The following is a 25,566-nucleotide window of genomic DNA, read 5'->3' on the forward strand; positions in this document are numbered from 1 at the left end:
ATCTTAGTTATTTCGCAGGGCTTCAATTAACTCCTCTTTATTCATCTTACTTCGCCCCTTAATTCCCACGTGCCGGGCTTTTTCGTACAACTCTTTTTTTGTGCGTTCTTCGTATTTGCTGCTACGGCCACCTTTTGTTCCCGAATCGGGCGTATTGGCTATTCTTGCCGACTTTTGTTTGCTATAGCCCTTGTCGCGTAATGCTTCATATTGTTCTTCGTTTTTCACTTGTGGAATATTGTTCTTTTTTGCCATATTTAATTTGTTTTGATTCATCTGAAAGGCAGAAAATACCTTGCCAGACTCCGGACAATTTGAAAATACATATTGTAACTACATGGTGATTTTTTCAACAACCATTCACCAATGTCAGCCGGCGAAATCAGAATGCACATAATTGGCACAATTATTACAATATATCCTGCAAATGCTCCATCAGAATGAATAGCACAGGATTAACAAAAACGGCTCTCTATCTCATTATAATGTCACTACTTGTGGCGTTTATTATTGTGGCCAAAAATATTTTGATTCCATTGGTTATAGCCATGTATTTTTCGTATTTGCTTTACCCGGTTGTCTGGAAAATTGAACGCTGGGGAGTTAACCGGGCTATTTCCATTTTAATGGTGCTGCTGGTTGTAATTATTTTTATTGGTGGAATTGCCCTTTTATTCTCGTTAAAAGCCTCAAATATTGAAATTGATTTTAATGATGTAAAAGCGCAGTTTGACAGAAAAAGCCTTAATGTACAAAACGTACTTACGGATAAACTGGAAATTGATGTGTCAACAGTTGAGCAATATTTCGACCGGGCAGTAGAAAATTTTATCGATACCTGGCAAGCTGGAATAGGAAACCTTTTTACCACCACAACTACAACAATTTTTCAGATTGGAATTTTACCGGTCTTCACCTTCTTTCTTTTGTTTTACCGCACAAAAACTGCGCACTTTATTTTACGTATTACCCCAAAAGACAAAAAGTTTGTAACGCTAAGTATTTTACGCGATATATCGAAAGTTATAACCAAATACCTTGGTGGACTATTTTTGGTTGTTGCCATACTGGCTGTTCTCAATTCGGCGGGGCTTTTAATAATTGGAATTAAACATGCGCTGGTGCTTGGTGTACTGGCTGCGCTTCTCAACCTTATTCCTTACATCGGAACTTTTCTGGGTGGTTTTATACCGTTTATGTATGTCTTTTTTACTGTTCCGCATCCGTTGCCAACAATGCTAAAAGTGGTGGTATTGTTTATTATTATACAGTTTATCGAGAATAATCTGTTAACACCCAACATCGTGGGAAATAGCATCAAAATCAACCCCTTGGCCATTATCGTTAGTTTGTTGTTTGCCAATATAATTTGGGGCATAGCCGGTATGTTGGTCGTTATTCCGGTTTTGGCAACTTTAAAAATTATTATGCGACAAATCGACAGCTTAAAACCTTATGCCTATCTAATCAGCGATCGAGGAACAGAGCAATACCGGCTCAAAATATTTAAACGCAGAAACAAAAAATAGAAATGATTCGAATACTCAGAGATCACCTGAAAATACTCCTTAAAGCGATAAAAAAATTTGCAGCCAACAATCCTGTTGGAATGGCGGCAACAACATCGTTTTTTGCCATTTTTTCCATTGCTCCCATGCTTATTATCATTATTTCGGTATTTGGCATGTTTACCAACGATGCGGTTATCCGGGCAAAGCTTTTTAACGAAGTGTCGGGACTGATAGGCAACGAGAGCAGCCGACTTTTGCAAACCGCCATCGACAATTATAACATCAGCGAAAAAAGCGGTTTGGGAGCACTTATCGGAGGCGGTATTTTTCTCATCTCGGCTACTACACTTTTTAGTATCATGCAAAACTCGATAAATTATATCTGGCGAATTCGGGTAAAATCAAAACTGAAATTAAATGTGCTGAAATTTTTGCGAGACCGTTTATTCTCCTTCGGGCTGATATTAAGTTTGGGGCTGGTATTACTTATTTCGCTGGTTCTTGATGCATCGATGAGCATTTTTCAGGATTGGTTGTCAAACACATTCAACCCCGAGTTTATTACTCTTTTTAATCTCCTCGAAATGGGCGCATCGTTAATAATCACAGCCTTAGTATTTACACTCATTTTCCGTTACCTGCCGGATATTGTGGTAAAATGGAAAGCGAGTTGGTTTGCAGCTGTTTGTGCTGCGGTATTATTTTTTATTGGTAAATACCTCATCAGTATTTTTATTGGAAAAAGCCAGCTTGGTGTAATTTACGGGGCAGCCAGCTCGTTTGTTGTTATTCTGCTTTGGATCTATTATGTTTCGTTAATCTTTTATTTTGGGGTACAGTTAAGCTACCAGTATTCGGTGTTTTATAAACACGACAATAAACCACTAAATTTTGCCGAGCCATTTAAAATCAGTTCAGTAGAAAACTAAACTTTACCGGCACAAAACAAACAGTTACTTTTTACATATTCTGCACAATTTTACACCCGCAACTTTAAACATAAAAAAGCAGCTGCAATAACTACTGCAGCTGCTTTTTTATGTTTATGTAATTATGTTTTAAGTGGAATATCTATGCCAGTTTCTTCTTTTTTACCGACAATAAAATTATGCCTAAAACCACCACTGCACCACTTATAATTACGGGTGTCCAGTTGGCACTGCTTAAGGCTACATCAACACCTAAAAAGCTAAATGTTTCAGAATTATTTATTGCCTGAATTCCAAAAAATATTGCTCCTGCTAATCCAAATAAAAGTAAAATAGTTCCTAATGCTTTCATAATTTTCATATTTAACGTTTGGCTTTAGTAATGGCAAAATTGTGCCAATCCTACAAAAGCTTTTAAATAACAATGGTTCAACACTTTCGTGCCTGAAACATTTCTACACTTTACACAAAAACTGTGGAATATTATCAACAATGCCCGTATGCAACCAAAGTGCAACAAACCACGTACACCACTATATATCTGGCCCTTATACCAATTCGAGCCATTAAATTGGCACAATGGAATGGAATTTTCTATCAGGGATTACAGAGATTAGAAAACAATTTAATAGTAACCTTAAAAATTTTTGTCATGAGTAAAACAGCAAATGTATTGGTGGGATTTATTGCCGGAGCAGCAGCAGGAACAATAACTGGAATTTTAGTAGCCCCGGACAAAGGCGTGAAAACACGTAAGAAACTAAACAAACAGATTAAACGAACATCGCAAGATGTATCGGACACCATTAGTGAAAAAGTGGATGATATTAAAGAAAAACTGAACGATGTTGTTTCTGAAATGCGCTCGAAAGCCGAAGAAACGGAAGAAAAAATTAAAGAAAAAGTGAATTCGAAGGCTAAAACAGCCAAAGATGCAGCTGCGAACTAATAATTGTAATTAATCACAATTAGAAGTAAAAAAATGAGTGATCATTTAACAGAAAGTATAGCAGGGCTTAACGAAGCCGTTAAACAATATGTGCAGACCCGAATCGACTTGGTTAAGCTCCTGTTTTTAAAGAAAACATCGAAATACATGAGCATTCTGTTCGGGATGCTCATTATAATTTTATTGTGCACTTTAATACTGGCTTTTGCCGGAGTAGTGTTTACCTTTTGGTATGGCGAAACCTACGGCAATTACCTCGAAGGTGCCTTTATTGTATTGGGAAGTTTAGTGGTACTTCTCATCGTTTTTCTTTTATTCCGAAACAAACTATTGACCTCATTCTTCCTTTCACATTTCTCGGAAATATTATTCGAGGACGATGAAGTAGATCATAAATAAATCGACAGGGAAGAATAGTAGCATAAACCATTACAAATATGAAGCGTGTAAAACGAGTAAAAAATATGCGGGAACTGGAGCTCATGAAGGAAAACCTGGAGTACCGCCAGAAATTAAACGAAAAGCAACTGCTGGGCTCGACAGTGGGTATTGTCGATAATTTTACCGACGGACTAAAAGACTGGGCCTTTGAATTCGGCACTCATTTGTTCCTCGATTTAATTCGCGGCAGCAAAAACCGCGCTCCCGAAACCGAAGAGGAAGAATAAAACATCCATCTCCTCATTTCATCAACCAAAAAACTAAAAACTACATTTGCCAGGCACATTCCGCATTAATAGGGCAATTCGTTAAATTCGAACAAATAATAGACACTTTATTCCCTAATCCGCAAAAGTATCTTTATCTTATGCTTTTAATAACAGTCTATTCAATTTATAATCAATGCCCGAGAACTCAAATAACTTCAGACTTTCCCTTAGTTCACTTTCAAAAACAATTAACAGTTTACTGAATAAAAAGGAACTGAACGAAGAAAATCTGATTCAGATCGAGCAGTGGCTGTCATTTCACCTGAATAAAATACGAATACGAAAACTGGAAGACGTTTCCATTGTTGGCGAAAAGGAAACAGAAGAACGTACAAAAAAAGATGGCGTTTTTATTATCAACACCGCCGCCGACATTATTCTCGATCCCGGTTTTCAGAATTATCATAACGATTATACCGAGCGTCCGGAAAAACTAAATCTTGCCGATTTGGTTGAAGAAAGCACGCTAAACGAATTCAATTCTGCTTTTCTTGAAGCCTTGAGCGAGAAAAAGAACACCAAAGCCGAAGTGCTGCTAAAAACGGGCATAAACCGGCAGCGCGAATGTGTTCTTGAATTTGATATGTTGGCCAGCAATACCGATAACAACCGGGTTATTGTTTATTATTCGTTCAAAGATCTTCAGCACGTGCACCTGGCCGATTTCCAATCGATCGTTTTAAACAACCTTCCGGGAATGGATGTATTTCTGTTCGACCAGGAATACCGCTATATTCTGGCGGGTGGTAAGGAAAAAGAGAAGTACAATTTAACCAACTCAAGCTTTATCGGAAAAACACTTTTCGATGTGTATACCAAACAAGATCAGCGTCGGTATTTTCAGTTTTACAACAAAGCCATAAACGGCGAATTTACCGAAGGAGAAGTTCGTTATAAAAAAGACGTGTATTACATTGCTGCGGCGCCGGTAAAAGATATTGAAGGAAATACGGTGGCCGGAATTCTGATTTCGCAGAATGTAACAAAGGATAAAATACTGGAAGCGAAACTGATTAAAAGTAAAGAGGAAGCGCAGCGTGCCAACAAGGCAAAATCGATATTTCTGGCCAATATGAGCCACGAAATTCGTACTCCGCTTAATTCCATTATCGGATTCACCGACCAGCTGAAGAAAACAAAACTGGATGCTCAGCAGCAGAAATTTATTTCGCTAATCAACCACTCATCCGAGCATCTCCTTTATTTGGTAAACGAAATTGTATTCCTCTTTAAACTGGGAATGGACAAGGTTTACATTGAAAAAACCAGCTTTTCGATTAAAGAGCTGCTTAACGAGCTGGCCGATGTTTATAAAAAACAGGCGGCTGAAAAGAACCTGGAATTTAGTATGACGATCGACAAGGCACTCCCCGATTTTGTAAAAGGAGATCCTTTCCGTTTACGACAGATATTGATGAACTTATTGGTTAACGCCCTAAAATACACCGAACAAGGCCGGGTAGCAATGAGTACAAAAGTTTCCCGCAAAACAAAAAAAATGGTCGATTTGGTTTTCGAGGTAACAGATACAGGTATCGGAATCGAAGAGAAAGACCTGCCATATATTTTTGATGTATTTGAGCAGGGCAACAAACGAACAGAAAAAATTCGCGGTGGAGCCGGACTGGGTTTGGGAATTTGTAAAAAGCTCGTTACCCTTTTTAAAGGCGACATTACCGTAAGCAGCAAAAAGAATGAGGGAAGTACTTTCAGCGTAAACATTCCGCTGGAATTATCGGATGCAAAACCCCGGAAAGAAATTGAAAAATCGTACGATCTTGATGACAGCCTGTTACGCGGCAAAAAAATTCTTTTGGCTGACGACGACAAGCATAACCGCTTACTTTCGGAAGTAGTTCTGAAAGGCTGGCAAACCGATTTCATTTTGGTAGAAGATGGAGAGGAAGCTTTAAATGCACTTAAAAAAGAACGGTTCGACCTGGTATTGCTCGATATCCACATGCCCCGAAAAAATGGTGTTGATGTGGTAAAAAAGGTACGTGCAAATAATGGTTTGAATGCCGATACACCAATTGTTGCATTAACGGCAAACGCGCTAAAAGCCGATATTAACAGCTATCTGAAAGTGGGTTTTAACGATTATGTTATTAAACCGTTCTACGAACTTGAATTATACAATAAAATTTGTAATATTTTACAAATTGAGAACGGTGAGAAACAAAAACCAGTCACCAAAGAAGCAATTGTTAAAGAACCGGTAACTGGCGATACATTTGATGTGCACGATCTGGAAAAAACAGCTGCCGGCGACAAGCAGTTTTTTAATTCGATGATCGACAATTTTACCGAAAATGCGGAAACATTGCTGGCCGAATTTAAGGGCGGATTGAAAAACGAGGATTGGAAAATAATTGGCGAAAGAGCGCATAAAGCTATTCCGTCGTTTAAATTTTTTAAACTGACAGGCATTGCCGGCGCGCTTTCGAAGATTGAAGATCTGGCACTAAGAGACCAGCAATTTGATGCGCTGCCCGAGACAGTAAACAAGGTTTCTGGTCAGATTGAAGAAATAGTAAAACAGGCAAAAGCAGCCAAAATATAAGGGCAAAGCCCATTAAACTTTTTAGTTGCACTTTTGTATAAACTTATACCAACATAAATTCAATAAATGAAGAAGATATTGATTATTGACGATGATACATTCATCTGTGAGATTCTAAAAAAACATCTTCAAAACCATAAGTACAGTGCCGAAATTGCATTTAATGGAAGAGGTGCACTCAAACTTTTTAAAGAAACACAATTCGACCTTGTTTTGTGCGATTTCAGGTTGCCAGACACTAGCGGGCTCGACCTTATGCAACAACTAAAGTCGATTAAACAGTCGGTTCCGGTAATTATAATGACCGCTTACGCCGATGTTAGAATGGCCGTAAAATTAATGAAACTGGGCGCCAGCGACTACATTACAAAACCCATTCAGCAAGAAGAACTTTTGGGGCTGATAAAAAAACTGCTGAAGAAACCGGAACCTACAACGGCTAAAAAGAGCCGCAAAACGGTTTATTCAAACGGCGATTTTATTATTGGCGACAGCCCGAAAATAAAGTATGCAATCAACCTGGCTCGAAAAGTTGCACCTACCGATATGTCGGTAATTGTTTCGGGCGAAACCGGAATTGGAAAAGAATATATTGCACGTTTTATTCACGAAAATAGCCTGCGAAAAGACAAACCATTTCTGGCAATCGACTGTGGAGCCATTCCGAAAGAGCTGGCCAACAGCGAGCTTTTCGGACATATAAAAGGATCGTTTACTGGTGCTATTTCCGATAAAATCGGTGTTTTTCAGAAAGCCGATGGCGGTACGCTTTTTCTCGATGAAATCGGGAACCTGAGTTACGATGTTCAGTTAAAACTCTTGCGGGCCATCCAGGAACGGGTTGTTTCGCGTTTAGGTGATGACAAGCAAAAAAGTATTGACATACGTATAATTGCAGCAACAAACGAGGATTTAAACGTGGAGGTAAAAGAAAATAATTTCAGAGAAGATCTGTATCACCGCCTCAACGAATTTAAAATTACCCTGCCACCGCTGCGCGAACGCCCAGAGGATATTAACGTTTTTATGCGCCATTTTATCGATACGGCCAACAAAGAGCTTAATCGCAATATTACCGGTATTACTCCCGAGGCCGAATCAGTGATCTTAAAATATCCGTGGTATGGTAACCTTCGCGAACTTAAAAATGTGATAAAAAGAGCCGTGTTAATGGCTGAAGGAGAACAAATTGACACCGATTGTTTCCCTTCTGAAATTTTACACCCGGAGACCGGACACATCCAAACACAAACCATTACTGCACAAGACATTAACACCGATTCGAAATTAAAACATGCTTCTTCCGAAATTGAAAAAAAGCTGATAATTGAAACCATTCAGGAAGCCGGCTACAATAAATCGAAGGCAGCAAAAATTCTGAATATCGACCGCAAAACACTCTACAACAAAATTAAATTGTATGATATAAAACTATAGTTTAAATGGGTTCAATAATGAAGTTTGCTGTGTGGTTTTTGGAATAGTATTTGGATTACCTATAGCAAAACAAATTATGAAATGGGGATGAATACAGGATATAAGAAAATTATATTCATAGATGACGATACTGAGATGGTTCGTATTTATAACTCTATTTTGGAACAAAAAAAATTATCGGATTATCTTATACATTTCGAGAACGCTCAAAAGGGTATCGAATATCTAAAACGAATAAAGAAGGAAGAAGATCTGCCGGATTACATCCTTTTAGACCTGTACATGCCGGTTATGGACGGGTTTAAGTTTCTGCAGTATTTTAACGAATTGAAAAAATTGAAAAAATCGATAGAGGTTTTTGTGTGTTCATCTTCGCAAAAACAAGACGACCGGAACAAGGTCATGAAGTATCCTTTTGTGAGTGCTTACCTTGAGAAACCATTGTCGACCGATTTTATTGAACTGTTGATTGAAGATTCCGTTCACTGAAAACTGATTCCTCATTTTGTATAAAAAAATCTACAACACGTCCTATTGCCTGAAAATATCCGGGCAATTTTTTTACATTCAAAATTTCCCGATTTTACGCCGTTATTGATTGGAATTTGCTCTCATCAGAAACATTACAATGTAATTCGGACATAAAAAAAGGCAGAACGAATTGCCTGCCTTGAACGATCGTATTATTCAATCTATATATTACTTCCCCATTTCAAATTGTTTCTGAGCCACATGATTCATAAACTTCGATACAGTTTCCGAACCATCAACACCAAAGGCATCTACCACTGTCCCCTTTGCTCCGGTATCGGTTTCAACAGCGTATAAAATGCTCATATCCGATGGATTTGTAGCTCCCTCAAATCGGTGTAACTCATGCAACGCTACACTCGATGGCAAATATTTGCGCGAACTTTTCCCTTCAGAAAGTACTCCGTTCGATTCAACATTAAAGTTGTGCGTAAAACCTCTCGATTTTAAATCTTCAATGGCTTCTACCATTGTATCGTAATTATTATTTACCCGTTTCATCTCTTTAAATTTTTAGTGTTACTATTCGAGAAAATTTCGAAATCGTCTAGTGCCGATAACATTCCGAAACTCTCTCTTAACCTTCTGTATGATAAAACCCTGCCAGATTTATTTTCAGGTATTTAGGACGTTTTTTTGCGTTGTCTCAGCATCATCAAAAACCCAACCAGCACATAATCAACTCATCGTAAACAGCTAATTATCTGACAGTTTAAATAGCTCTCCTGTTTTACATTGGTGAAAAAGTGGTTATAAAAATTAAACAGTCCCTCTAGTAAGTAAGCATTAGGGCAGGTATAACCGGCATTCACAAATTCCCCAAATTGAGTAAGCAAATCCACAAACTAACCGGGCATCTTGTTCGGCATTTTGAGACAAATTGGAAAACATTAGGGATAAATTGTAAAACGAAACAACTCCTCACGACCTAACTTTGCACATGAGAAGAAAACTAACAGCTTTATTTACAATTACATAATACAAAAAAAGCAACCATCAAATCAGGAATACGTTAACGTTTTTGGCCGGTAACTTAATCTGGAGAAACATATTTTAATTAAAGAAAACTGAAAACAAAAAGCCAAAAATGAGTTGCAAAACTCACTGAACTAATAAGATTGCCTCGCCTGTAAGACACTCTTTTATCAATTCTACGACTAATTTTTAGCCTTAAAATTGAATGCGAAAATCCACCTGTTAAAGCATTTAATTTCAACAACATGAAAACATTTTTACACGCCTTAAAATTTATCGCCATTCTAATTATTGCAATAACTCTTTATGCCTGCCCGGTGTTTAAGTCGATTAAATACCCCAAAACGGTTTACCTTGGCGATACGGTAACCGTTCACGTTACTATTGATCTAATGGAAACAGAAAACTTTAATGATGCCCTCCTGGAAGTTTTTCTCCCCGAAGGATGGCAACTTATCGACAGCGTAATTGAGCTAAACGGTCTTCATAATCCGGAAAGATCCTTAAGGCATCATTCGTGGGATGCCGACGGATATTGGAGCGTATCGGTTTCTGATGAAGTTGAGTCCACTAACGTTCTGTTTGATCTGGAAATGCGAAATACTAAATCAACACTGGCAGTCGATACATTTCGTATAGGATTTATAGGAGAAGATATGTTCTATCAACGCGAAAAGGAATGTACAATCCACACCATAAACGACGACAACGTTCCAACACAATTTACTTACAACGACGGAATGCTTGAATGGAAAGCCCCGAAAAACAATGCAAATACCAAAGGTTATTTTGTTTCGGATAATTCTGATTCGTGGTTTACTGCAGACAATAAAGCCAATGTGGATGCAGGAACACAACTACACCGTTATTCCGTTTCAGCAGTGGCAAACGACGACACGGAACATGCATTAAATGACACCATTTTCATATTTCATGGAGACACACTTTTTGTCTCCGCAACGGGAAATTATATGAATGAAGGAACGGAAATAAATCCTCTACAATCATTAAAAATGGCCTTGAATATTATTGACGAAGAATATCTTCTGAACAAGGACAAGTGCATTCGCTTGCTCGACGGAAATTATTTTCTTAATGATAGTGTGGAGTTGCGCGATAGGATCTCGCTTATCGGCAACGGCCCGCAAAATTCGATCATCGTTTGCACAAATACAGGGACAGGCATCAGTTCAATGGATATAAACACCGGATTCACGATTGCTGACCTAAGTATCCTTTCTCAGCAAAACCATACTATCCTCGACTTAAGTACGGTATTTCCGGCAGAACCGAGATTAATATTAAGCAATGTTCAACTTTACAATACCGGAAGTGCATCAGTTGGATTGAGAAGTATTTCCACAAATTTGCTTCTTGATCATTTTCTGGTAGCAGGAATGGACAGTATAGGGATTATAAGCTCAGGAAGTCAAATTACGAACTCTGTTATTGTAGAAAATAATATTGGTTTATTTCCAATCAGCAATTTGTTAGTACCGGGGTCTGGACAAATTGTAAACAGTATATTTTTCGACAATCAAACAGCAATAACTGAGAGTCCTTCATACCTTACAATTAACAACACCATTATCGATGAGCAATGGACAAGCTATGGAGAAGGTAACTTCTATGCTGATCCGCTCTTTATCGACGATGAGAATTACCCTTATTTACTTGATCCGAGCAGCCCGGCCGTTGATGCTGCCGTTGATTCGGCGAAATACGATGATCATTCGGATAATGGCACCCAAATGGCATTATTCCCGGCACGGGGAACTGTTCGGGGAGATTTGGGAATATATGGCGGCGGATGGACTGCTCCGTTTTCCGGCATAGTTTCACATCGTATATATCATGATTTGGATTTTTACCCCAATCCGGTAAAAGATGTTTTAACCATACATTGGCCAAATAGTAAGACTCCTGATAGAATGTGGCTTTCGAATGTTAACGGCATGAGATTAATGCTCCTTTATCAAAACAATCAAATTGATTTGAGTGCTTATGCTCCGGGATTGTACTTGTTTTTTGCAGAAATAGATGGGAAGTATTACCGATCGAAAATCATTAAAAATTAAACATGCTTATTCGTTAACGCGATGTTAAAGTTTACTTTTTGTGCCTCACATCACAACATTTCAAAATCAATTGTGTTATATAGTATCGTTTTTGATTTACCGGTACCGATAAAAGAGCACAATGATTAGGAATTTACTATATAGTCTGTCCCCCAGGCGCCTGTCGATTTTGAATAGATATTACCGTATTACACAGTTTTATCCGTTCCTGAAAAGTACAGCTTATAAAGCCGCAACGATTGCAGTTATTTTTGTACTGTTGCTGGTTAGCCTCGAAATTTTCTTGTTGGATTTCAATTTAATTCTCAACAATCTGGTGGATACTTATTCGCCAAAAATCATTTATTCGGTATTTCTTTTATCCGAAACATTTTTAGGATTAGTACCTCCTGAAATGTTTATCGCCTGGGCATCGAAACTGGAGATTCCGTGGGGAGCGCTGTTTATTTTAGCAACCTTATCGTATATCGGCGGCGTAATTTCGTACTTTCTCGGAACACGCTTGTTTCTAATTCCTTCGGTTAAAAACCATATCGAAAACAAAATCCAGAAACACATTATCAACCTGCGAAAATGGGGTGGCATATTTGTTTTTCTGGGAGCTGTTTCACCGGTTCCACATTCTGTTGTAAGTCTGGCGTCGGGCCTTATTGGATACGATTTTAAAAGCTACTTACTGTGGTCGCTGTTTAGGTATTTTCGTTTTATAATTTATGCGCTGGTAATTTTCGGGATTTTTTAAGCTTGCTGCTCTTCCTCTTCAAACTGATGTAAAAGCCTGGCATATTTACCGCCATGTTCCAGAAGTTGTTCGTGATTACCACGCTCGATGATTTGTCCGTCTTCCAACACCAGAATCATATCCGAATTTTTAATGGTACTTAAACGGTGAGCCACTGCAATAACCGTTTTTTTCGAGAAAATATTGGCAATGGCTTTTTGTATATACTGCTCAGTAATTGAATCAACAGCACTGGTAGCCTCATCAAGAATGATCAGCTCGCTGTTTCCGGCAATGGCTCGTGCAAACGAGATCAATTGTGCCTGTCCTTTCGAGAGATTATCGCCATTGTCCTGAATAACAAACTGATAATTGCCGGGCAACTGATCGATAAAATAATTAGCATAAACAAACGATGCCGACTGCTTCACATCACTTCGTGAAATGGATTTACGCCCCAGCGAGATATTGAATTCAACCGTATCGTTAAACATGTAAATATCCTGCTGCATTATCGAAATCGTCTCACGAATCTGGCCAATCGGTATTTCGGACAACTCTATTCCGTTTATTTTTATGCTTCCGCGATAACCGGTATATGTTTTTGCCAACAAACGGATAATCGTCGATTTTCCCGATCCCGTAGTTCCAACCAAAGCCAAACGATCGCCTTTTTCCAATTTAAACGATACATCTTTTAGCACATCCGGCGTATCTTCCGAGTAGCGGAAAAATACATTTTTAAACTCAATTTCCTGTAAAGCAATCGCTTCTGGAACTGTGTCCTCTGCTTTAGGATCTTCCACCTGTTGCTCAAACAATTCGCTGATGTGCTCGAGTGCCGACATGGCCCGTTGGATGGTTGAAATTTGCTGGGCAAACTGTTTTACCGGAACAAAAAGACGCTCTAAAGTGGTGACAAAAACAATGAGGATTCCCAGCGTATAACCGTAATCCCATATTTGAACTGCGCCATACCAAATCACCAATGCCGTTGCTACCGAGGTAATACCTTCCACAATCGAATAAAGGAACGAATCGTAAACATTCGATTTGTTTTGGGCGTCGCAAAACTGCTTGTTCAAGTCATCGTACTTATTCAACACTTTTTCTTCGGCAGCAAAAAGCTGAACGGTTTTCATTCCGGTTAAGGCCTCCTGCAAATAAGCAGCAGACTTTGCCAAACTTGTACGCGATGTATTGTATGCTTTTCGAATCTTTTTCCTTAGAAAATTTATCACCAGAATAATTACCGGAACCACCAGCAAAAGCACCAAAGTTAGGCGCCAGTTAATATAAAAAAGGTAGCCCACCAACGCCAGTGTTTTAATACTGTCGGCCAGCAAACCAAGCACCCCGGCAGCAAACGAATCCGAAATGGATTCCATATCACTGGTCAAGCGCGACAAGGTTACGCCAATTGGTTTTTTATCGAAATAACTCAACGGAAAACGCAGCGATTTCCCAAATAAACGCCGGCGCAAATCGACAACTGCCAGCCCTCCGGCTTTTGAAAAAGAGTAGCTGTAAACACCGTCGAACAATATATTCAAGACCAATGCGGCAGCGAGAAAAAGACTTTGTCTGATCAGTCCATCTACATTTCCGGGCACGATGTAATTATCTACAATATCTTCAATCAGCCAAAGAAACAGAATACCGGCTCCAGTGGTTACAGGAATGGACGCAAGACTAAGGAAAAACCATTTTTTGTGCGGTTTAAAATAGCCGGCAAACTTGCGGAACAGCTGCCAGTCGACATTTTTTATAATATTGTTTTTGCCTCTGCTCATTACTGCTTTTCTTTTTTCGTTTCACCTTCCTGTTGCAGTTTCGCAATGTCGCGGTAGAAATCAGAATATTTTAGCAATTCCTGATGATTCCCTTTTGCCGCCATTTTTCCATCTTCCAGCACAATGGTAAAATCTGTTTTCTCCAACACACTTACCCGGTTCGAAATCACAACCATACTTTTCACTGCATAGTTTTCCACAATCTGTTTTATCAGAAAGCGCTCGGTATCCGTGTCAACAGCCGAAAATACATCATCGAGTATCAACAATTCGCCTTGTGTATAAAGTGCACGTGCCAGGCTAATTCGTTGTTTCTGCCCACCCGAAAGCATAATTCCTTTTTCGCCCACCATAGTTTTCCCTCTTTTGGGGAAACGCAACAGTTCGTCGGCAAAGGCACTTTTGTAAATCACATCGTCAAAACGTTTCTCGTCAATCGTTTCGTCCGATGTTAAACCGATATTGTTTTCTATCGAATCGGAAAACAGAAACACTTCCTGACTTACGGTATTTACCACCGACCGGATATCTTCGCTTCTTATCGAATCAGCATCAATTTCGCCATAAAAGATCTGTCCCGCTCCGGGTCGTAAGTAACCATTTAAACACTGAATCAAAGTGGTTTTCCCCGATCCTACTTTCCCAGTAATTCCAACGATTTGACCGGGTTTTATCGAAAACGATATATCTTTCAATACCGGTTTATCGCCATTATGGTAGGTGTAATTCAGATTTTCTACCCGAATTCCTTCCTTAAAAAGTTCTTCTTTTTGGTTTGCCGGCAGCGATTTTCGATCATCATCGGTTCCTTTCCGGTCCATAATGGTTTGAATACTGCTGATTCCCACCATGCCTTGCTGAAAAATAGTGAGTACCCAGCCCAACCCCATAATCGGATGAGCCAGCAACGCGGCGTAGGCAATGTATTCGGTTAACTCGCCAATGGTGAATTTGCCGTTGATAACATACATACCACCCACAAAAAAGATGATGATTTTTAAAATCTGGCCCAAGTTACCAAGCAAGGGAATAACAAATGAGCGAATCCATGCAATTTTAAGAGAGGCCTCGTAATAAGAAATATTATCTGTCTCCACCTTATTTTCGGCATGCTCGTAAATATTGTAGCTTTTTATCACACTGTTACCCGAAAGAAAGGAAATGATTTTTCCGGACAGTTTTTGCAAGGTATCCATTCTTGCGTGCGTGTTTTTAACCATTACCTTCATGCCATAGCGAACAATAAAAAACACCACCACCATTGGGATGACGCAGTACAGCGTGAGCATCGGCGACAGTTTCCACATTTTGTATGGAGTTAGCGAAAGCGAAAGCAGGATGTTACCGATTTGCAAAATGCCGAACCCGGTAATCATTCGCACGCCGTTAATGTCGTTATTCACACGCGAAATAATATTCCCGGTGGAGTTTTTATCGTAATAATCCTTTCCGAAAGAGGCGAGTTTTTGGAACATTTCGCCCTTTAACTGCCGCTCGATCAGACGCGCCGGAAAAAAGATCAAAATCCGTGAAAGTGTTCTTACCAAAATCAGTCCGACAGCCAAACCAACAATTATCAATACATTTTTATGAAACTCACTTTCATTTCCTGCGCGGCCTGCTGCTATCAGGTCGATGGTTTTCTGGATAAATCCGGGTATCGTAATCGAAGTCCAGACGGTGAGCACCAGAAAGAGTATTCCGCCTGTATACCACCACCGGTATTGATGGGTGTATTTTAATAAGAATTTTAGTTTCGATAACATGATCCGGTATCCAGTTTTTGCCGTTTAAGCATCAATATATTTTTGCATCTGTTCGTTTTGCCAGTTGTACACCAGTTCCGGCAAGGTCTCGTTTCCCTCGTGGTAGCGTTTCAAAAGTTTTTCGGCCACCGTAATTCCACTTTCGGTAATCTCGCGAACCGGAGCCAAAAACCGGCTTTCATCTTCCGAGCACCTAACCTTTGCACGTCGTGTTAACCCATCCGAAGCGATCCGGCAAATTTGTTTTGCGATGGTTCCGGCGTGTAAGTTTCTATTCTCTGCATTCAGCGCTTTTACGGGCACCTGAGCACGAAGCTCCTGCATGGTGTCAACGTCCCATTTCGAAATAAGTTCATCGGCTTCTGCCAGGCTTTCACCATCGTACAACAAACCAACCCACAAGGCCGAAACCGCTGCAATATGCGACACACAACTCGCATCGGCGCCACGCATCTCGATAAATTGTTTCAGGCGCACATCCGGGAAAGTGGTTGAAACATGTGTCTCCCAATCTTCCTGCGTTGGTTTTAGCGAATGCTTGCCCTCAAAAAATCCACGAAAGGTAAGGCCATTTGCCGAAATATATTCGCCATCGCGCAAAATGTAATACATCGGAACATCCAACAGGTAATCCACCCAACGTTCAAAACCAAATCCCTCATCAAAAATAAAGGGTAAAAATCCGCAACGATCCGGATCGGTATGGTTCCAGATATGCGAACGATACGATAAATAGCCATTGGGTTTACCGGCAGAAAATGGCGAATTCGCAAAAATAGCGGTGACAACCGCCTGCAATGCCTGGGACACGCGCATCTTTTTCACCATATCGCTTTCGCTGCCAAAATCGAGGTTTACCTGAGTTGACGCAGTGTTTGTCATCATGTGCAGCCCAAGCTCGCCTCTTGTTGGCATGTAATTACGCATCCAACGGTAGCGTTCTTTGGGCACCCAAGGTACCTCGGCAACGTCCGACAAAGGATCAACGCCCATTGGTAGACTAAAAAAATTGTAGTGCTGACTTATCGTGTTGAGTTCCTGAAAATGCTTTTTGGTTTCGCGGTACGTTTCATGAATCGTGCTAAAATTATCGCCCGAAAGCTCAAACTGCCCTCCCGGCTCCAATGTAATTGATGCACCATTTTTCCGAAGACCGATTGCGATATTATTTTCAAGAATTGGCGTCCAGCCATCCTGTTGCATCTTGTTCAGGATCTTCAGAATTCCGCCATCCTGATCAAAACATAGGCGCCCGAAATCCTTTCTGCGAAATAAAAACTTTTCGTTTTCGGTACCGATTCCCCATCTCTCCGGTGGTTTGCTCCCCCGCTCGAAATAGTTGATCAGTTGCGATTTATGATTTATTTCTAATCTTTTCTCTTTTTCTGTCATTTGTTTTTTGTTTTGCCAGCTTCAGTTACTTCGAATTCAGAATGCTGTCGAGAACATATTTTTCCACATGGCGGTTTTTCCCGATGTACGGGTAATCATGCATCGACAGCATTGCCGGAGCATTCAGCTCAACCACAATGTAATTATCATGCGAGGCAGGCTGCTCCAACTCTTTGATTATAATATCGATACCGGCAATTTTAAGGCCTGCCGATTTTGCGGCTTCAACAGCCACATTTTTATAAAAATCAGCAATGTAATCGGTAACATCAATACTGTCGCCACCAGTACTCAGGTTTGAATTTTTCCGCAGGTACACTTTCTCCCCTTCTTTCAAGATCGTTTCGGGTCTCATCGACTGTGCATTCAAATGCCTGATCACTTCCTCATCAATATTTATTTTTAGCAAGGGATGCGTGTAATCAACTCCGCGCCCTTTATTCTTCTCGTCCACCAATTCCTGAATGGAAGATTTCCCATCGCCCGACACATTGGCCGGTTCGCGCCAGGCAATCGCCCGCACCACATAATCAATTACCAGGAAACGGTATTCCTGCCCCGGACAAAATTCTTCAACAATCACTTTATTCGAAAATTTAAAAGCATTGTCGATGGCGGCGATTTGCTCTTCGCGCGATTGAATATTTGTACTGACTGCAATTCCATGGTCGGTATTTGCAGGTTTTACCACTGCGGGCAAAGGAATCGCATCCAGCACATCGGCTTGATAACCGGGTTTCAGCAAAATGCCTTTTGCCTGGTGGATTCCTTTCCGCTGAAGAAATTGCCGGGTCATCCATTTGTCGTCTGATATCCAAAAGGCAATCAAGCTGTTGGCATCCGAAATTGTCCCTTCGTGAATGATATATTCTTTGTTGTTGTGCTGAACCGAAATGAGGTTATTATCGGCATCGATAATCTCAAAAGGCAACTTACGACGGAGAATTTCAGCAATAATAATTTGGGTTGTGGCTTCAAAGTTCTCATAACCAGGTAGCGGTTTAAAATTATAGTTGCTTTTTTTCGTCATAATAAATTGCTTTTTGGGAAATATTCCGATGCGGCGAAACGTCCCTTTTCGTAATAACTTTTGAAATTAACACATTGTGTTTAGAATAGTTTTCGAAAGGGCCAATTATTGCCTGTAATTTAAAGTTCGGTTGAAGTGCGAGAAAATATCGGTGAGATTTGATATTTGCGTTAAGGCACAAAAAAAGAGGTTGATAAAACCTCTTTGATACAAACTGTGTATTTCAAAACCGTCTAATACAAATTATTCCTCGGCGGTTTTGTAGCTGATAGAAACGCCGCCGCCATCGTTATTGTAGGTTGTTTTAAAGTTGGGTTGTGCTTCAATGTATTCCACAAATTCCGTAATTCCATATTGCCTTCTTCGTTGGGTGATATTGTGAGCCGTAAAACAACCGCCAATACTCATTTTCGGAGCCAGATCTTTAAAATAATTGGTATACCAGGTTTTATCGGCATCGCTAAAAACAAAATCGATAGGACCTTCCAGTTGTTTTGCCATTTCGTGCGCGTCGCATAATCGGGCATCAACATATTCAAGAACACCAGCCTTATCAAAATTTGCCAGCGCTTCTTTGTAACGTCGTTCGTCAATTTCCATGGTAATTAATTTTCCGCCGGTTTTGCTCAATGCCCAGGCAATCCAAACGCCCGAATGACCGGTAGAAGTTCCGATTTCAACTGCATTTTTGTAGCCATTTTCAACAATTATATCGTACAAAAGCTGCCCGTCGGAAGCAGGAACATTCATATCGCGCCAGCCATATTTTTTATCAGAAAGAAAGGCTTTTACCTTTTTATCCAGTTCCGGATTTTCAGTTGAAGGTTGCGACATTACCGGGGGAACGATCAGGAAGAGTAAAATAAACAGAATCTGATACCTGAGTGAAAGCAATTTGGTTTTCATAATCGTCTCATTTTAAGTTATAATTCAGTTTGCTCCGGTTTATAAACATAGACAAGCAGAATCCCAAATGGTTTAACTATCAGTTCTGCAAAGACATATGCAGATGGAGCCTTACCCGCTCCTTGTAAATCCTTCAATATTTTCGTAAATTAGCTGATAACCAAGAATCTAACCGATGAACAAAAATTTTATCAGCCGCCGCGATTTCGTAAAAACAACGCTTGCAGGAACTGTTGCACTGGCGGCCAACATGTATCCGTTTACAAATGAAGCAGTTGTTAGTATTGTGCGGATTAAAAACGGCGATGTTAAACTTGCCGTGAAAGAAGCAATCGACCTGATCGGAGGACCAAAAGAAATTTTCCGGAACAAGAAACAGGTGATGCTAAAACCGAACCTGGTGGCTCCGATGCCGGAATGCACAACCAAACCTGAGGTTATCAAAGCGCTTGCAGAAATAATAAAAGACGAAGGTAAAAAAGTGAGTATTGGCGAAGGTTCGGCAGCCGCTCCCGGTTTTAATGTCAAGGATAATATTCAGTACCGCACCAAAAAGCCGGAGATTCTGGATCCGATGCAGGATTTTGTTTTCGAGCAACTGGGCTACACAAAACTTGCCAACGAGATGGATATTCCACTCATCAATCTTCACACCGGCAAAATGGTGGATATTGATGTGCCCAATGGGTTGATGTACGACAAAATTACCGTTCACCACTCCATTACCAAAGCCGATATGCTCGTTTCTGTTCCGATGATGAAAACACACTCACTGGCGACGGTTACGCTGGGCATGAAAAACCTGATCGGCGTTTATCCGGGAAGTGTTTATTATTCGGTGCGTTCGTTTTTGCACGACCGGGCAGCCGAAAGAGGTTCAGAAGGAATTGCCTACGAAATTATTGATATGGTGCGCGCCAGCAAAATGGGTTTAACAGTAATTGATGCCTCGTCGGCGATGGAAGGAAACGGACCAACCGACGGAGAACTGGTTGACATGAATTTGATAATTGCAGGAACAAATCCGTTTGCAACCGATTTGGTGGGTGCCAGTGTTATGGGTTTCGAAATCGCCGAAATTCCAACTTTTAAATGGGCCATAAAATCAGGATTCACTCCGGCCAGTTTATCAGATATTGAGGTTAGAGGAGAAGCAATAAACGACGTTCGGCGTAACTTTAAAAAACCATTTGTAGTTCCGTGGCAATCGATTAACAAATTTTGGGGAGTTGAGGAACTGTAAGGTTTGGCTCTCGCTGAAGCAGCAAATAATTCACAAAAATTGAGACATAAAAAAAGAGGCCTTAAAAGACCTCTTTTATTTTATAAGCATATTTATGCTATTTGATTCTTAATCTTAAACTGCAGTTTAGTTAACCGCCGGAGTAACTGTAAATTTGCGGAATTCCACCGGTCCGTGGTCACCCTGAATCTGGAATGGGCCAGGTTCTCCCTCTTTGCTATCCAACGAGCCGCCTGTAATTCCTGGAATTGGACGGTTCGAAATAACTTCTTTTCCATTCAACAAAACGGTAACATGACGACCAACTAGTGTCACATCATAAGTTTGCCATTCACCCGGTGCATTTGCTGCATAAACTGCAGGAGCAATAAAACCGTAAATACCACCAATACTTACATCGTCAGTTCTTCCTTTTGAATCTTCGATTTGAAGTTCGTGACGGCCACGAAGATAAATTCCACTGTTACTTCCCGCAGGGTAACGGAATTCAACGTGAAGTTTGAAATCTTCAAATTTCTGAATACTAACCAGGTTACCACCCGATTCGGTGTTCACCATTACACCATCAATCATCTGAAATTTATTGTTCTGTGGAATAGTCCATTTTTCCATGTTTTCGGTTACCATTTCAATAGGATCTCCCCAAATTGGTGGTTCTGATCTTTCCAATGAAGGAGCCCGAACACCAGTCCATTCCAGTTTATTACCATCGAGCATTTGATAACCGGTAAGCTTATCGTCTTTTAATGAAAACTCAAAATATAAATCGTCAATATCCATCCATTGCGGAGGAATAGTAAAATGAAATTTGTCGGTTTTTTCGTCATAAATTACTTCAGCAATTGGGCGAGCACTTCCTTCGTATCCAACGTAGTATCCGGTTAGTGTTGAGAAACCCGACAATTTAACCATCAGCCATCCGGGGAATCCATCAGAAGCCATTAATCCGTGTCGGAAAAGTCCGAGACTCTCGATCTGAGCAGGAGTCATATTTATGGTTAAATCCCACTTGCCGATTAACGGCGAGTCACTTTCAACACGTTGTGCCTTTGCGGGGACAAAAGCGATTAATGCAATTGCAATTAATAAAATAAAAGGTTTTAGTTTGTTCATTGTTATTTATTTTGATTCGTAAAATTGTAAATATTGTTTTTACAATCACAAATCTACTTAAAAACTGCATTTGATTAAAAACCTCGCCTCTAATTTCTCAATTTTATTAGGAGTGTTTCACCAAAGTTGTTAACGCGATCTTAAATCGGGCATTTTCATAAACCTAATAGAAAAGCCCGCTGTTTCACTCGTAACGATTTTATTTAAAACTAAATTCCTTATCATGAAACAAAATGACAGTCCATTTAAAATAATTTCTTCGCGAGTATTTGTTGCAGTAGTTGTTCTTTTGGCGTTGGCGGCGTGCGGCCCATCAAATACGAGCAATGTGCAAACAGAAACCTCATCTGCGGAACTGGCATCAAACCTGCTTCAGGAAATTAACAACACAGTTAATACTGAAAATCAGACTGTTGAAGCATCGATAGAACCCGAGCCGCAAGAGCTTAAAACAACGGAGACTGAGGTAAAAATCAATCCTCCACATGGCGAACCCGGTCACAGATGCGACATTGCTGTTGGTGCGCCTTTGGATGCGCCCGCATCAACTCCTAAAGTTGAGCCGGCAAAAACTACTCAAGCAGCACCAGTTGTTTCAACAGCAAGTACGACAACACAACAATCAACAGGTAGAGTTGGGCCAACCATTGAGAATCTAAAAAAGTTAAATTCTCCACAGCCAATTAACTATGCTCCCGGAGCATCAGTAACAGTAAATCCGCCTCATGGTCAACCAGGGCATCGATGTGACATACCTGTGGGAGACCCGCTACCTGTTGCTGCAAATAACAGTGTGAAGTTAAATCCGCCACATGGCCAACCGGGGCATCGTTGCGACATTGCAGTTGGAAGTCCGTTGCCTTCATAAAATACGTTTGCCTTTGTTAAAAATCAACCAAAGAGAAAGCCTGGAACACTACAATTGTAGAAATATAGAGTTCCAGGCCTTCTCATGCTTTGAACAATTAATGGTAGTCGAATTTCAGTATCGATCAGTCTTTCAGTACTAATGTTATCTCGCCTTCCGAATCCCAATACAATCCTCCATCGGGTAACACTTTACCATTTACAACTTGGGTTGTACCAGTAATTCCTTCGAAACGGCCGGTTCCGGAAACATATTCAGCATAACCTGTTACTTCTCCGGTTACCGTATTAATCCAAACAAAACCGAACCCGGAAACATGTCCTCCGGTAGCAAACTGAAGCTCAGCACTTACTTCGTTATAAATAACAGGTCCTTCCGGTGTCATCATCAGTTCACAATACAATTTTTCGTAGGTACTCTCCTCCTGAACTACCTTCCCAAGAATATTTAAATGCCCGGCTAACCATCCTGATGAACACATTTCAACCCCGGCCTCTACGGGCATACATTCAAACATTGGTGCTGTCTCATCAGGAATAATTTGGGTCCAGCCTTTAACCTCGAAGGTTTTGATCTTCTCGAATTTCGCACTTTTCTCAATCGGTGACAAATCATTTTCAGGATCAACAAAATTATCCTGGCAGGAAACTGCCAGAATTAAAACTCCAAATAACAAAAACAATACACGTTTCATGATTTTTAATTTTAAGGTTAAACATTGATTATTATTTACAAAACTAGGATGAATACGTGTTTTGCGCTTGTCGTTATTTCCCGGATGTTTGTCAGTTTATCTCATTCGAAACAAAGTGACTTTATATTTTGAGTAAACAACACTTGCATTAATAAAAAAGAGTTTTATTCGGCCTTAACCACTTCCTCAGTTTTTCGACTTTGATGCAGAAAATCAGTGGGACTGTAACCAAACTCATCTTTGAAAACCTTACTGAAAACTGAAACGCTTTTCATTCCTACTTCGTAGCCCACCTCGGTAATATTCATCGATGTGGTCTTCAGCAATTCTTTGGCTTTTCTCATTCGGAGCGTGCGAATGTATTTTGCGGCCGAAATACTGGTAAGTGCACTGAATTTCCGATACAATTGCGATTTGCTCATAGCCATTTCCTCACAAAGAACCTGAATGGAAAAGAATTCATCTCCCAGGTTTTCCAGAATGATTTTATTGAGTTTATTAAAGAACTGGTCCTCTTTTCGAATAACCGGATCGTTGGAAAATGTCAAGCTGTTTCCGGTGTTGTATCGGCGAAATAGTTTTCTGCGTAATTCGAGGAGTTTTTGCATACGCACCATTAACTCGCGCTGGTTAAATGGTTTAACGATATAGGCATCGGCGCCATTTTCCAAGCCTTCAATCCGCGAAGGAATATCAGCTTTTGCCGTTAGCAGAATTATCGGAATATGACTGGTTCGATAATTGTCTTTCAGTTTTTTGCATAATTCAAAACCATCCATGCCGGGCATCATAACATCGCTAATAATAATATCGGGAACTTCGTTCACAGCAAGCTCATGTCCTTCAATACCGTTGTTTGCTACATGAATTGAAAAATGATTTTGATAACAGGCTTTCAGGTAGCCTACAACATCGGGATTGTCCTCAATAATCAGCAATCGATGATGACCGTTAATACCCACTTTCAGCAACTCATCTGAACCAGCCTGTTCAGTCCACGACTCAGTTTCTTCATACGCATCGGCCAGTATAACCGATTCTTCGCTTGCAGGAATATAAGGAAGTTTTACGGTAAAAACAGTGCCAACTCCGGTATTGCTTCGTACCGAAATGGTACCATCCAGCAGTTGCACCAGTTCGCGTGTTATGGCAAGGCCTATACCTGCACCACCTTCTTTTCGCGTACTGCCGCCTTCCACCTGGTAAAAACGGTCGAAAATAGTCTCCTGTTTTTCAGGAGGAATACCTATGCCATTGTCCTTCACCTCAAAACAAATCTTTTCATCCTGTTGATATACTTTCATGCTGATCTGCCCGCCATCCGGCGTAAATTTTATTGCGTTACTAAGAAGGTTAGAAACAATTGATGCCAGCTTTTCCGGATCAAATTCAATTTCGTACGACTGGCTTTCAGAAGAAAAACGCATGAAAATATTTTTCTCCTCGGCATAAAACTCCTGCAACTGAAAAACATATTTTAGAAAAGGAATTATGTTGGCGGTTATTTTATTTACCGACATATGTCCCGATTCCAGTTTGCTTAGGTCAAGCATTTGGTCGACAAGTTGAAGCAGGTTTTTGCCGTTTTTTATAATCGTTTCCATTTTCCCCTTACTGTTGCTGCAATTATCTTTTGCTGAATCGGCCAGTCCTAAAATAACTGTTAAAGGCGTGCGGAATTCATGCGTAATATTCGTATAAAGCCTCGTTTTTGCGTCATTAATTTCTTTCTGACGCTCGGCTTCCCTACGTTCTATATTCGTAAAAATTCGTTGTGCCAACAAAGCCAAAATAAAATTTAAGATGGTGACAAACAGCAAATCCAATGCCCAGAACATCAGGTTTAAATCAGATGAAAATACATCTTTACCGGGAAGTTGATCATCCACAACCGCCAGGTAAATTATTGAAATAAAATAAACCGAAAAGGACAATGTTATCCATCGGTAATTTTTAAAACTAAGAGACACAAATACCGGTATTAACCCCAGGAGAATAAGCCCGCCACTGGTTAAAATACCACCCATATGGTAAACAAAATAAAACGCGATAGCCTGTAATCCCAGTTCTTTTACCAACACAAGGTATTTGACTCGTTTTATAAAAAAATAGACAGTTATTAGTACCAACCAATAAAAAATCATGGTCAACCCAAGGTGTCCCAAAACAGGAACATTGACCAATTTAGATTCCATAAGAAAAAGAAATCCTCCGGCAAGGAAATATACTTGCGTCCAGATATGATATTTTCTCATTTCTTTCTCTGACGCATCAAACCTGTCAAACAGGAAATAGTTGATTCTTGTCGTTAATTTCTGATGATTCCGGACCGAAGTCATTGTGTTTTAAAGTTAGTT

23 protein-coding genes are annotated in these 25,566 nt (G+C 40.1%); 12 read left to right on the top strand and 11 right to left on the bottom strand.

Translation table 11 applies throughout. The features are described from left to right. Positions 1 to 3: 3 nt before the first annotated feature. A complete protein-coding gene (locus QZ576_RS12015) occupies positions 4 to 255 on the bottom strand; it encodes a Rho termination factor N-terminal domain-containing protein (RefSeq protein WP_297097469.1) in 252 nt (83 codons plus the stop codon). 185 nt (positions 256 to 440) lie between these two features. Here QZ576_RS12015 and QZ576_RS12020 point away from each other — a divergent pair, with 185 nt between their 5' ends. Beyond that, positions 441 to 1,529: an AI-2E family transporter gene (locus tag QZ576_RS12020; RefSeq protein WP_297097471.1), complete on the top strand. Its 1,089-nt coding sequence runs from the start codon at positions 441 to 443 to the stop codon at positions 1,527 to 1,529. Between the two features lie 2 nt (positions 1,530 to 1,531). Next, entirely contained in the window at positions 1,532 to 2,440 is a 909-nt protein-coding gene (locus QZ576_RS12025) for a YihY/virulence factor BrkB family protein (protein ID WP_297097473.1), read from the top strand. A gap of 142 nt (positions 2,441 to 2,582) precedes the next feature. Here QZ576_RS12025 and QZ576_RS12030 read toward each other — a convergent pair whose 3' ends face one another. After that, entirely contained in the window at positions 2,583 to 2,792 is a 210-nt protein-coding gene (locus QZ576_RS12030) for a transglycosylase (protein WP_297097475.1), read from the bottom strand. 300 nt (positions 2,793 to 3,092) lie between these two features. Here QZ576_RS12030 and QZ576_RS12035 point away from each other — a divergent pair, with 300 nt between their 5' ends. The 6 genes from QZ576_RS12035 to QZ576_RS12060 all read left to right on the top strand — a co-directional run bounded on the left by QZ576_RS12035 (position 3,093) and on the right by QZ576_RS12060 (position 8,588). Further along, the gene (locus QZ576_RS12035) at positions 3,093 to 3,389 is read left to right on the top strand and encodes a YtxH domain-containing protein (RefSeq protein WP_297097477.1); all 297 of its coding nucleotides are present in this window, start codon (positions 3,093 to 3,095) and stop codon (positions 3,387 to 3,389) included. A 33-nt stretch (positions 3,390 to 3,422) separates the two neighbouring features. After that, positions 3,423 to 3,788 (top strand): hypothetical protein, encoded by a 366-nt coding sequence (locus QZ576_RS12040; RefSeq protein WP_297097479.1) that lies wholly within the window; start codon positions 3,423 to 3,425, stop codon positions 3,786 to 3,788. A 38-nt stretch (positions 3,789 to 3,826) separates the two neighbouring features. Next, entirely contained in the window at positions 3,827 to 4,057 is a 231-nt protein-coding gene (locus tag QZ576_RS12045; RefSeq protein ID WP_297097481.1) for a hypothetical protein, read from the top strand. 175 nt (positions 4,058 to 4,232) lie between these two features. Further along, a complete protein-coding gene (locus QZ576_RS12050; RefSeq protein ID WP_297097483.1) occupies positions 4,233 to 6,662 on the top strand; it encodes an ATP-binding protein in 2,430 nt (809 codons plus the stop codon). Between the two features lie 66 nt (positions 6,663 to 6,728). After that, the gene (locus tag QZ576_RS12055; RefSeq protein WP_297097485.1) at positions 6,729 to 8,099 is read left to right on the top strand and encodes a sigma-54 dependent transcriptional regulator; all 1,371 of its coding nucleotides are present in this window, start codon (positions 6,729 to 6,731) and stop codon (positions 8,097 to 8,099) included. 81 nt (positions 8,100 to 8,180) lie between these two features. Next, the gene (locus QZ576_RS12060; protein ID WP_297097487.1) at positions 8,181 to 8,588 is read left to right on the top strand and encodes a response regulator; all 408 of its coding nucleotides are present in this window, start codon (positions 8,181 to 8,183) and stop codon (positions 8,586 to 8,588) included. Positions 8,589 to 8,798: 210 nt separating this feature from the next. On the opposite strand, the gene QZ576_RS12065 is transcribed toward QZ576_RS12060, so the two are convergent. Further along, positions 8,799 to 9,131 (bottom strand): phosphoribosylpyrophosphate synthetase, encoded by a 333-nt coding sequence (locus QZ576_RS12065; protein WP_297097489.1) that lies wholly within the window; start codon positions 9,129 to 9,131, stop codon positions 8,799 to 8,801. Between the two features lie 719 nt (positions 9,132 to 9,850). Between QZ576_RS12065 and QZ576_RS12070 the strand changes: the two genes are divergently transcribed. Next, entirely contained in the window at positions 9,851 to 11,683 is a 1,833-nt protein-coding gene (locus tag QZ576_RS12070) for a T9SS type A sorting domain-containing protein (protein ID WP_297097491.1), read from the top strand. A gap of 121 nt (positions 11,684 to 11,804) precedes the next feature. After that, the gene (locus QZ576_RS12075) at positions 11,805 to 12,425 is read left to right on the top strand and encodes a VTT domain-containing protein (protein WP_297097493.1); all 621 of its coding nucleotides are present in this window, start codon (positions 11,805 to 11,807) and stop codon (positions 12,423 to 12,425) included. Here QZ576_RS12075 and QZ576_RS12080 read toward each other — a convergent pair. The 5 genes from QZ576_RS12080 to QZ576_RS12100 all read right to left on the bottom strand — a co-directional run bounded on the left by QZ576_RS12080 (position 12,422) and on the right by QZ576_RS12100 (position 19,291). After that, complete coding sequence (locus tag QZ576_RS12080) at positions 12,422 to 14,197, bottom strand: ABC transporter ATP-binding protein (RefSeq protein ID WP_297097495.1); 1,776 nt, start codon at positions 14,195 to 14,197, stop codon at positions 12,422 to 12,424. The two genes, QZ576_RS12075 and QZ576_RS12080, sit on opposite strands and share 4 nt — an antisense overlap. After that, positions 14,197 to 15,963, bottom strand: a complete 1,767-nt coding sequence (locus tag QZ576_RS12085; RefSeq protein ID WP_297097496.1) for an ABC transporter ATP-binding protein — start codon at positions 15,961 to 15,963, stop codon at positions 14,197 to 14,199. Before QZ576_RS12085 ends, QZ576_RS12080 begins: the two co-directional genes overlap by 1 nt. Positions 15,964 to 15,987: 24 nt before the next feature. Next, positions 15,988 to 17,355, bottom strand: a complete 1,368-nt coding sequence (locus QZ576_RS12090) for a glutamate--cysteine ligase (RefSeq protein ID WP_297097497.1) — start codon at positions 17,353 to 17,355, stop codon at positions 15,988 to 15,990. 25 nt (positions 17,356 to 17,380) lie between these two features. Further along, positions 17,381 to 18,385 carry a glutamate ligase gene (locus QZ576_RS12095; protein WP_297097499.1) on the bottom strand — a complete coding sequence of 335 codons (1,005 nt, stop codon included), beginning with the start codon at positions 18,383 to 18,385 and terminating at the stop codon, positions 17,381 to 17,383. Between the two features lie 243 nt (positions 18,386 to 18,628). Beyond that, positions 18,629 to 19,291 carry an O-methyltransferase gene (locus QZ576_RS12100; RefSeq protein ID WP_297097500.1) on the bottom strand — a complete coding sequence of 221 codons (663 nt, stop codon included), beginning with the start codon at positions 19,289 to 19,291 and terminating at the stop codon, positions 18,629 to 18,631. A 175-nt stretch (positions 19,292 to 19,466) separates the two neighbouring features. Between QZ576_RS12100 and QZ576_RS12105 the strand changes: the two genes are divergently transcribed. Next, positions 19,467 to 20,534 carry a DUF362 domain-containing protein gene (locus QZ576_RS12105; RefSeq protein WP_297097502.1) on the top strand — a complete coding sequence of 356 codons (1,068 nt, stop codon included), beginning with the start codon at positions 19,467 to 19,469 and terminating at the stop codon, positions 20,532 to 20,534. 126 nt (positions 20,535 to 20,660) lie between these two features. On the opposite strand, the gene QZ576_RS12110 is transcribed toward QZ576_RS12105, so the two are convergent. Then, the gene (locus tag QZ576_RS12110; protein WP_297097503.1) at positions 20,661 to 21,647 is read right to left on the bottom strand and encodes a DUF1080 domain-containing protein; all 987 of its coding nucleotides are present in this window, start codon (positions 21,645 to 21,647) and stop codon (positions 20,661 to 20,663) included. Between the two features lie 223 nt (positions 21,648 to 21,870). Between QZ576_RS12110 and QZ576_RS12115 the strand changes: the two genes are divergently transcribed. Then, positions 21,871 to 22,515 carry a hypothetical protein gene (locus QZ576_RS12115; protein ID WP_297097505.1) on the top strand — a complete coding sequence of 215 codons (645 nt, stop codon included), beginning with the start codon at positions 21,871 to 21,873 and terminating at the stop codon, positions 22,513 to 22,515. A 124-nt stretch (positions 22,516 to 22,639) separates the two neighbouring features. Here the strand turns inward: QZ576_RS12115 and QZ576_RS12120 are convergent, their stop codons facing one another. Next, positions 22,640 to 23,209 (bottom strand): hypothetical protein, encoded by a 570-nt coding sequence (locus QZ576_RS12120; RefSeq protein WP_297097507.1) that lies wholly within the window; start codon positions 23,207 to 23,209, stop codon positions 22,640 to 22,642. A 164-nt stretch (positions 23,210 to 23,373) separates the two neighbouring features. Next, positions 23,374 to 25,290: an ATP-binding protein gene (locus QZ576_RS12125; protein ID WP_297097509.1), complete on the bottom strand. Its 1,917-nt coding sequence runs from the start codon at positions 25,288 to 25,290 to the stop codon at positions 23,374 to 23,376. Between the last annotated feature and the right edge of the window lie 276 nt (positions 25,291 to 25,566).

Source organism: uncultured Draconibacterium sp. (assembly GCF_913060805.1).
GTDB lineage: Bacteria > Bacteroidota > Bacteroidia > Bacteroidales > Prolixibacteraceae > Draconibacterium.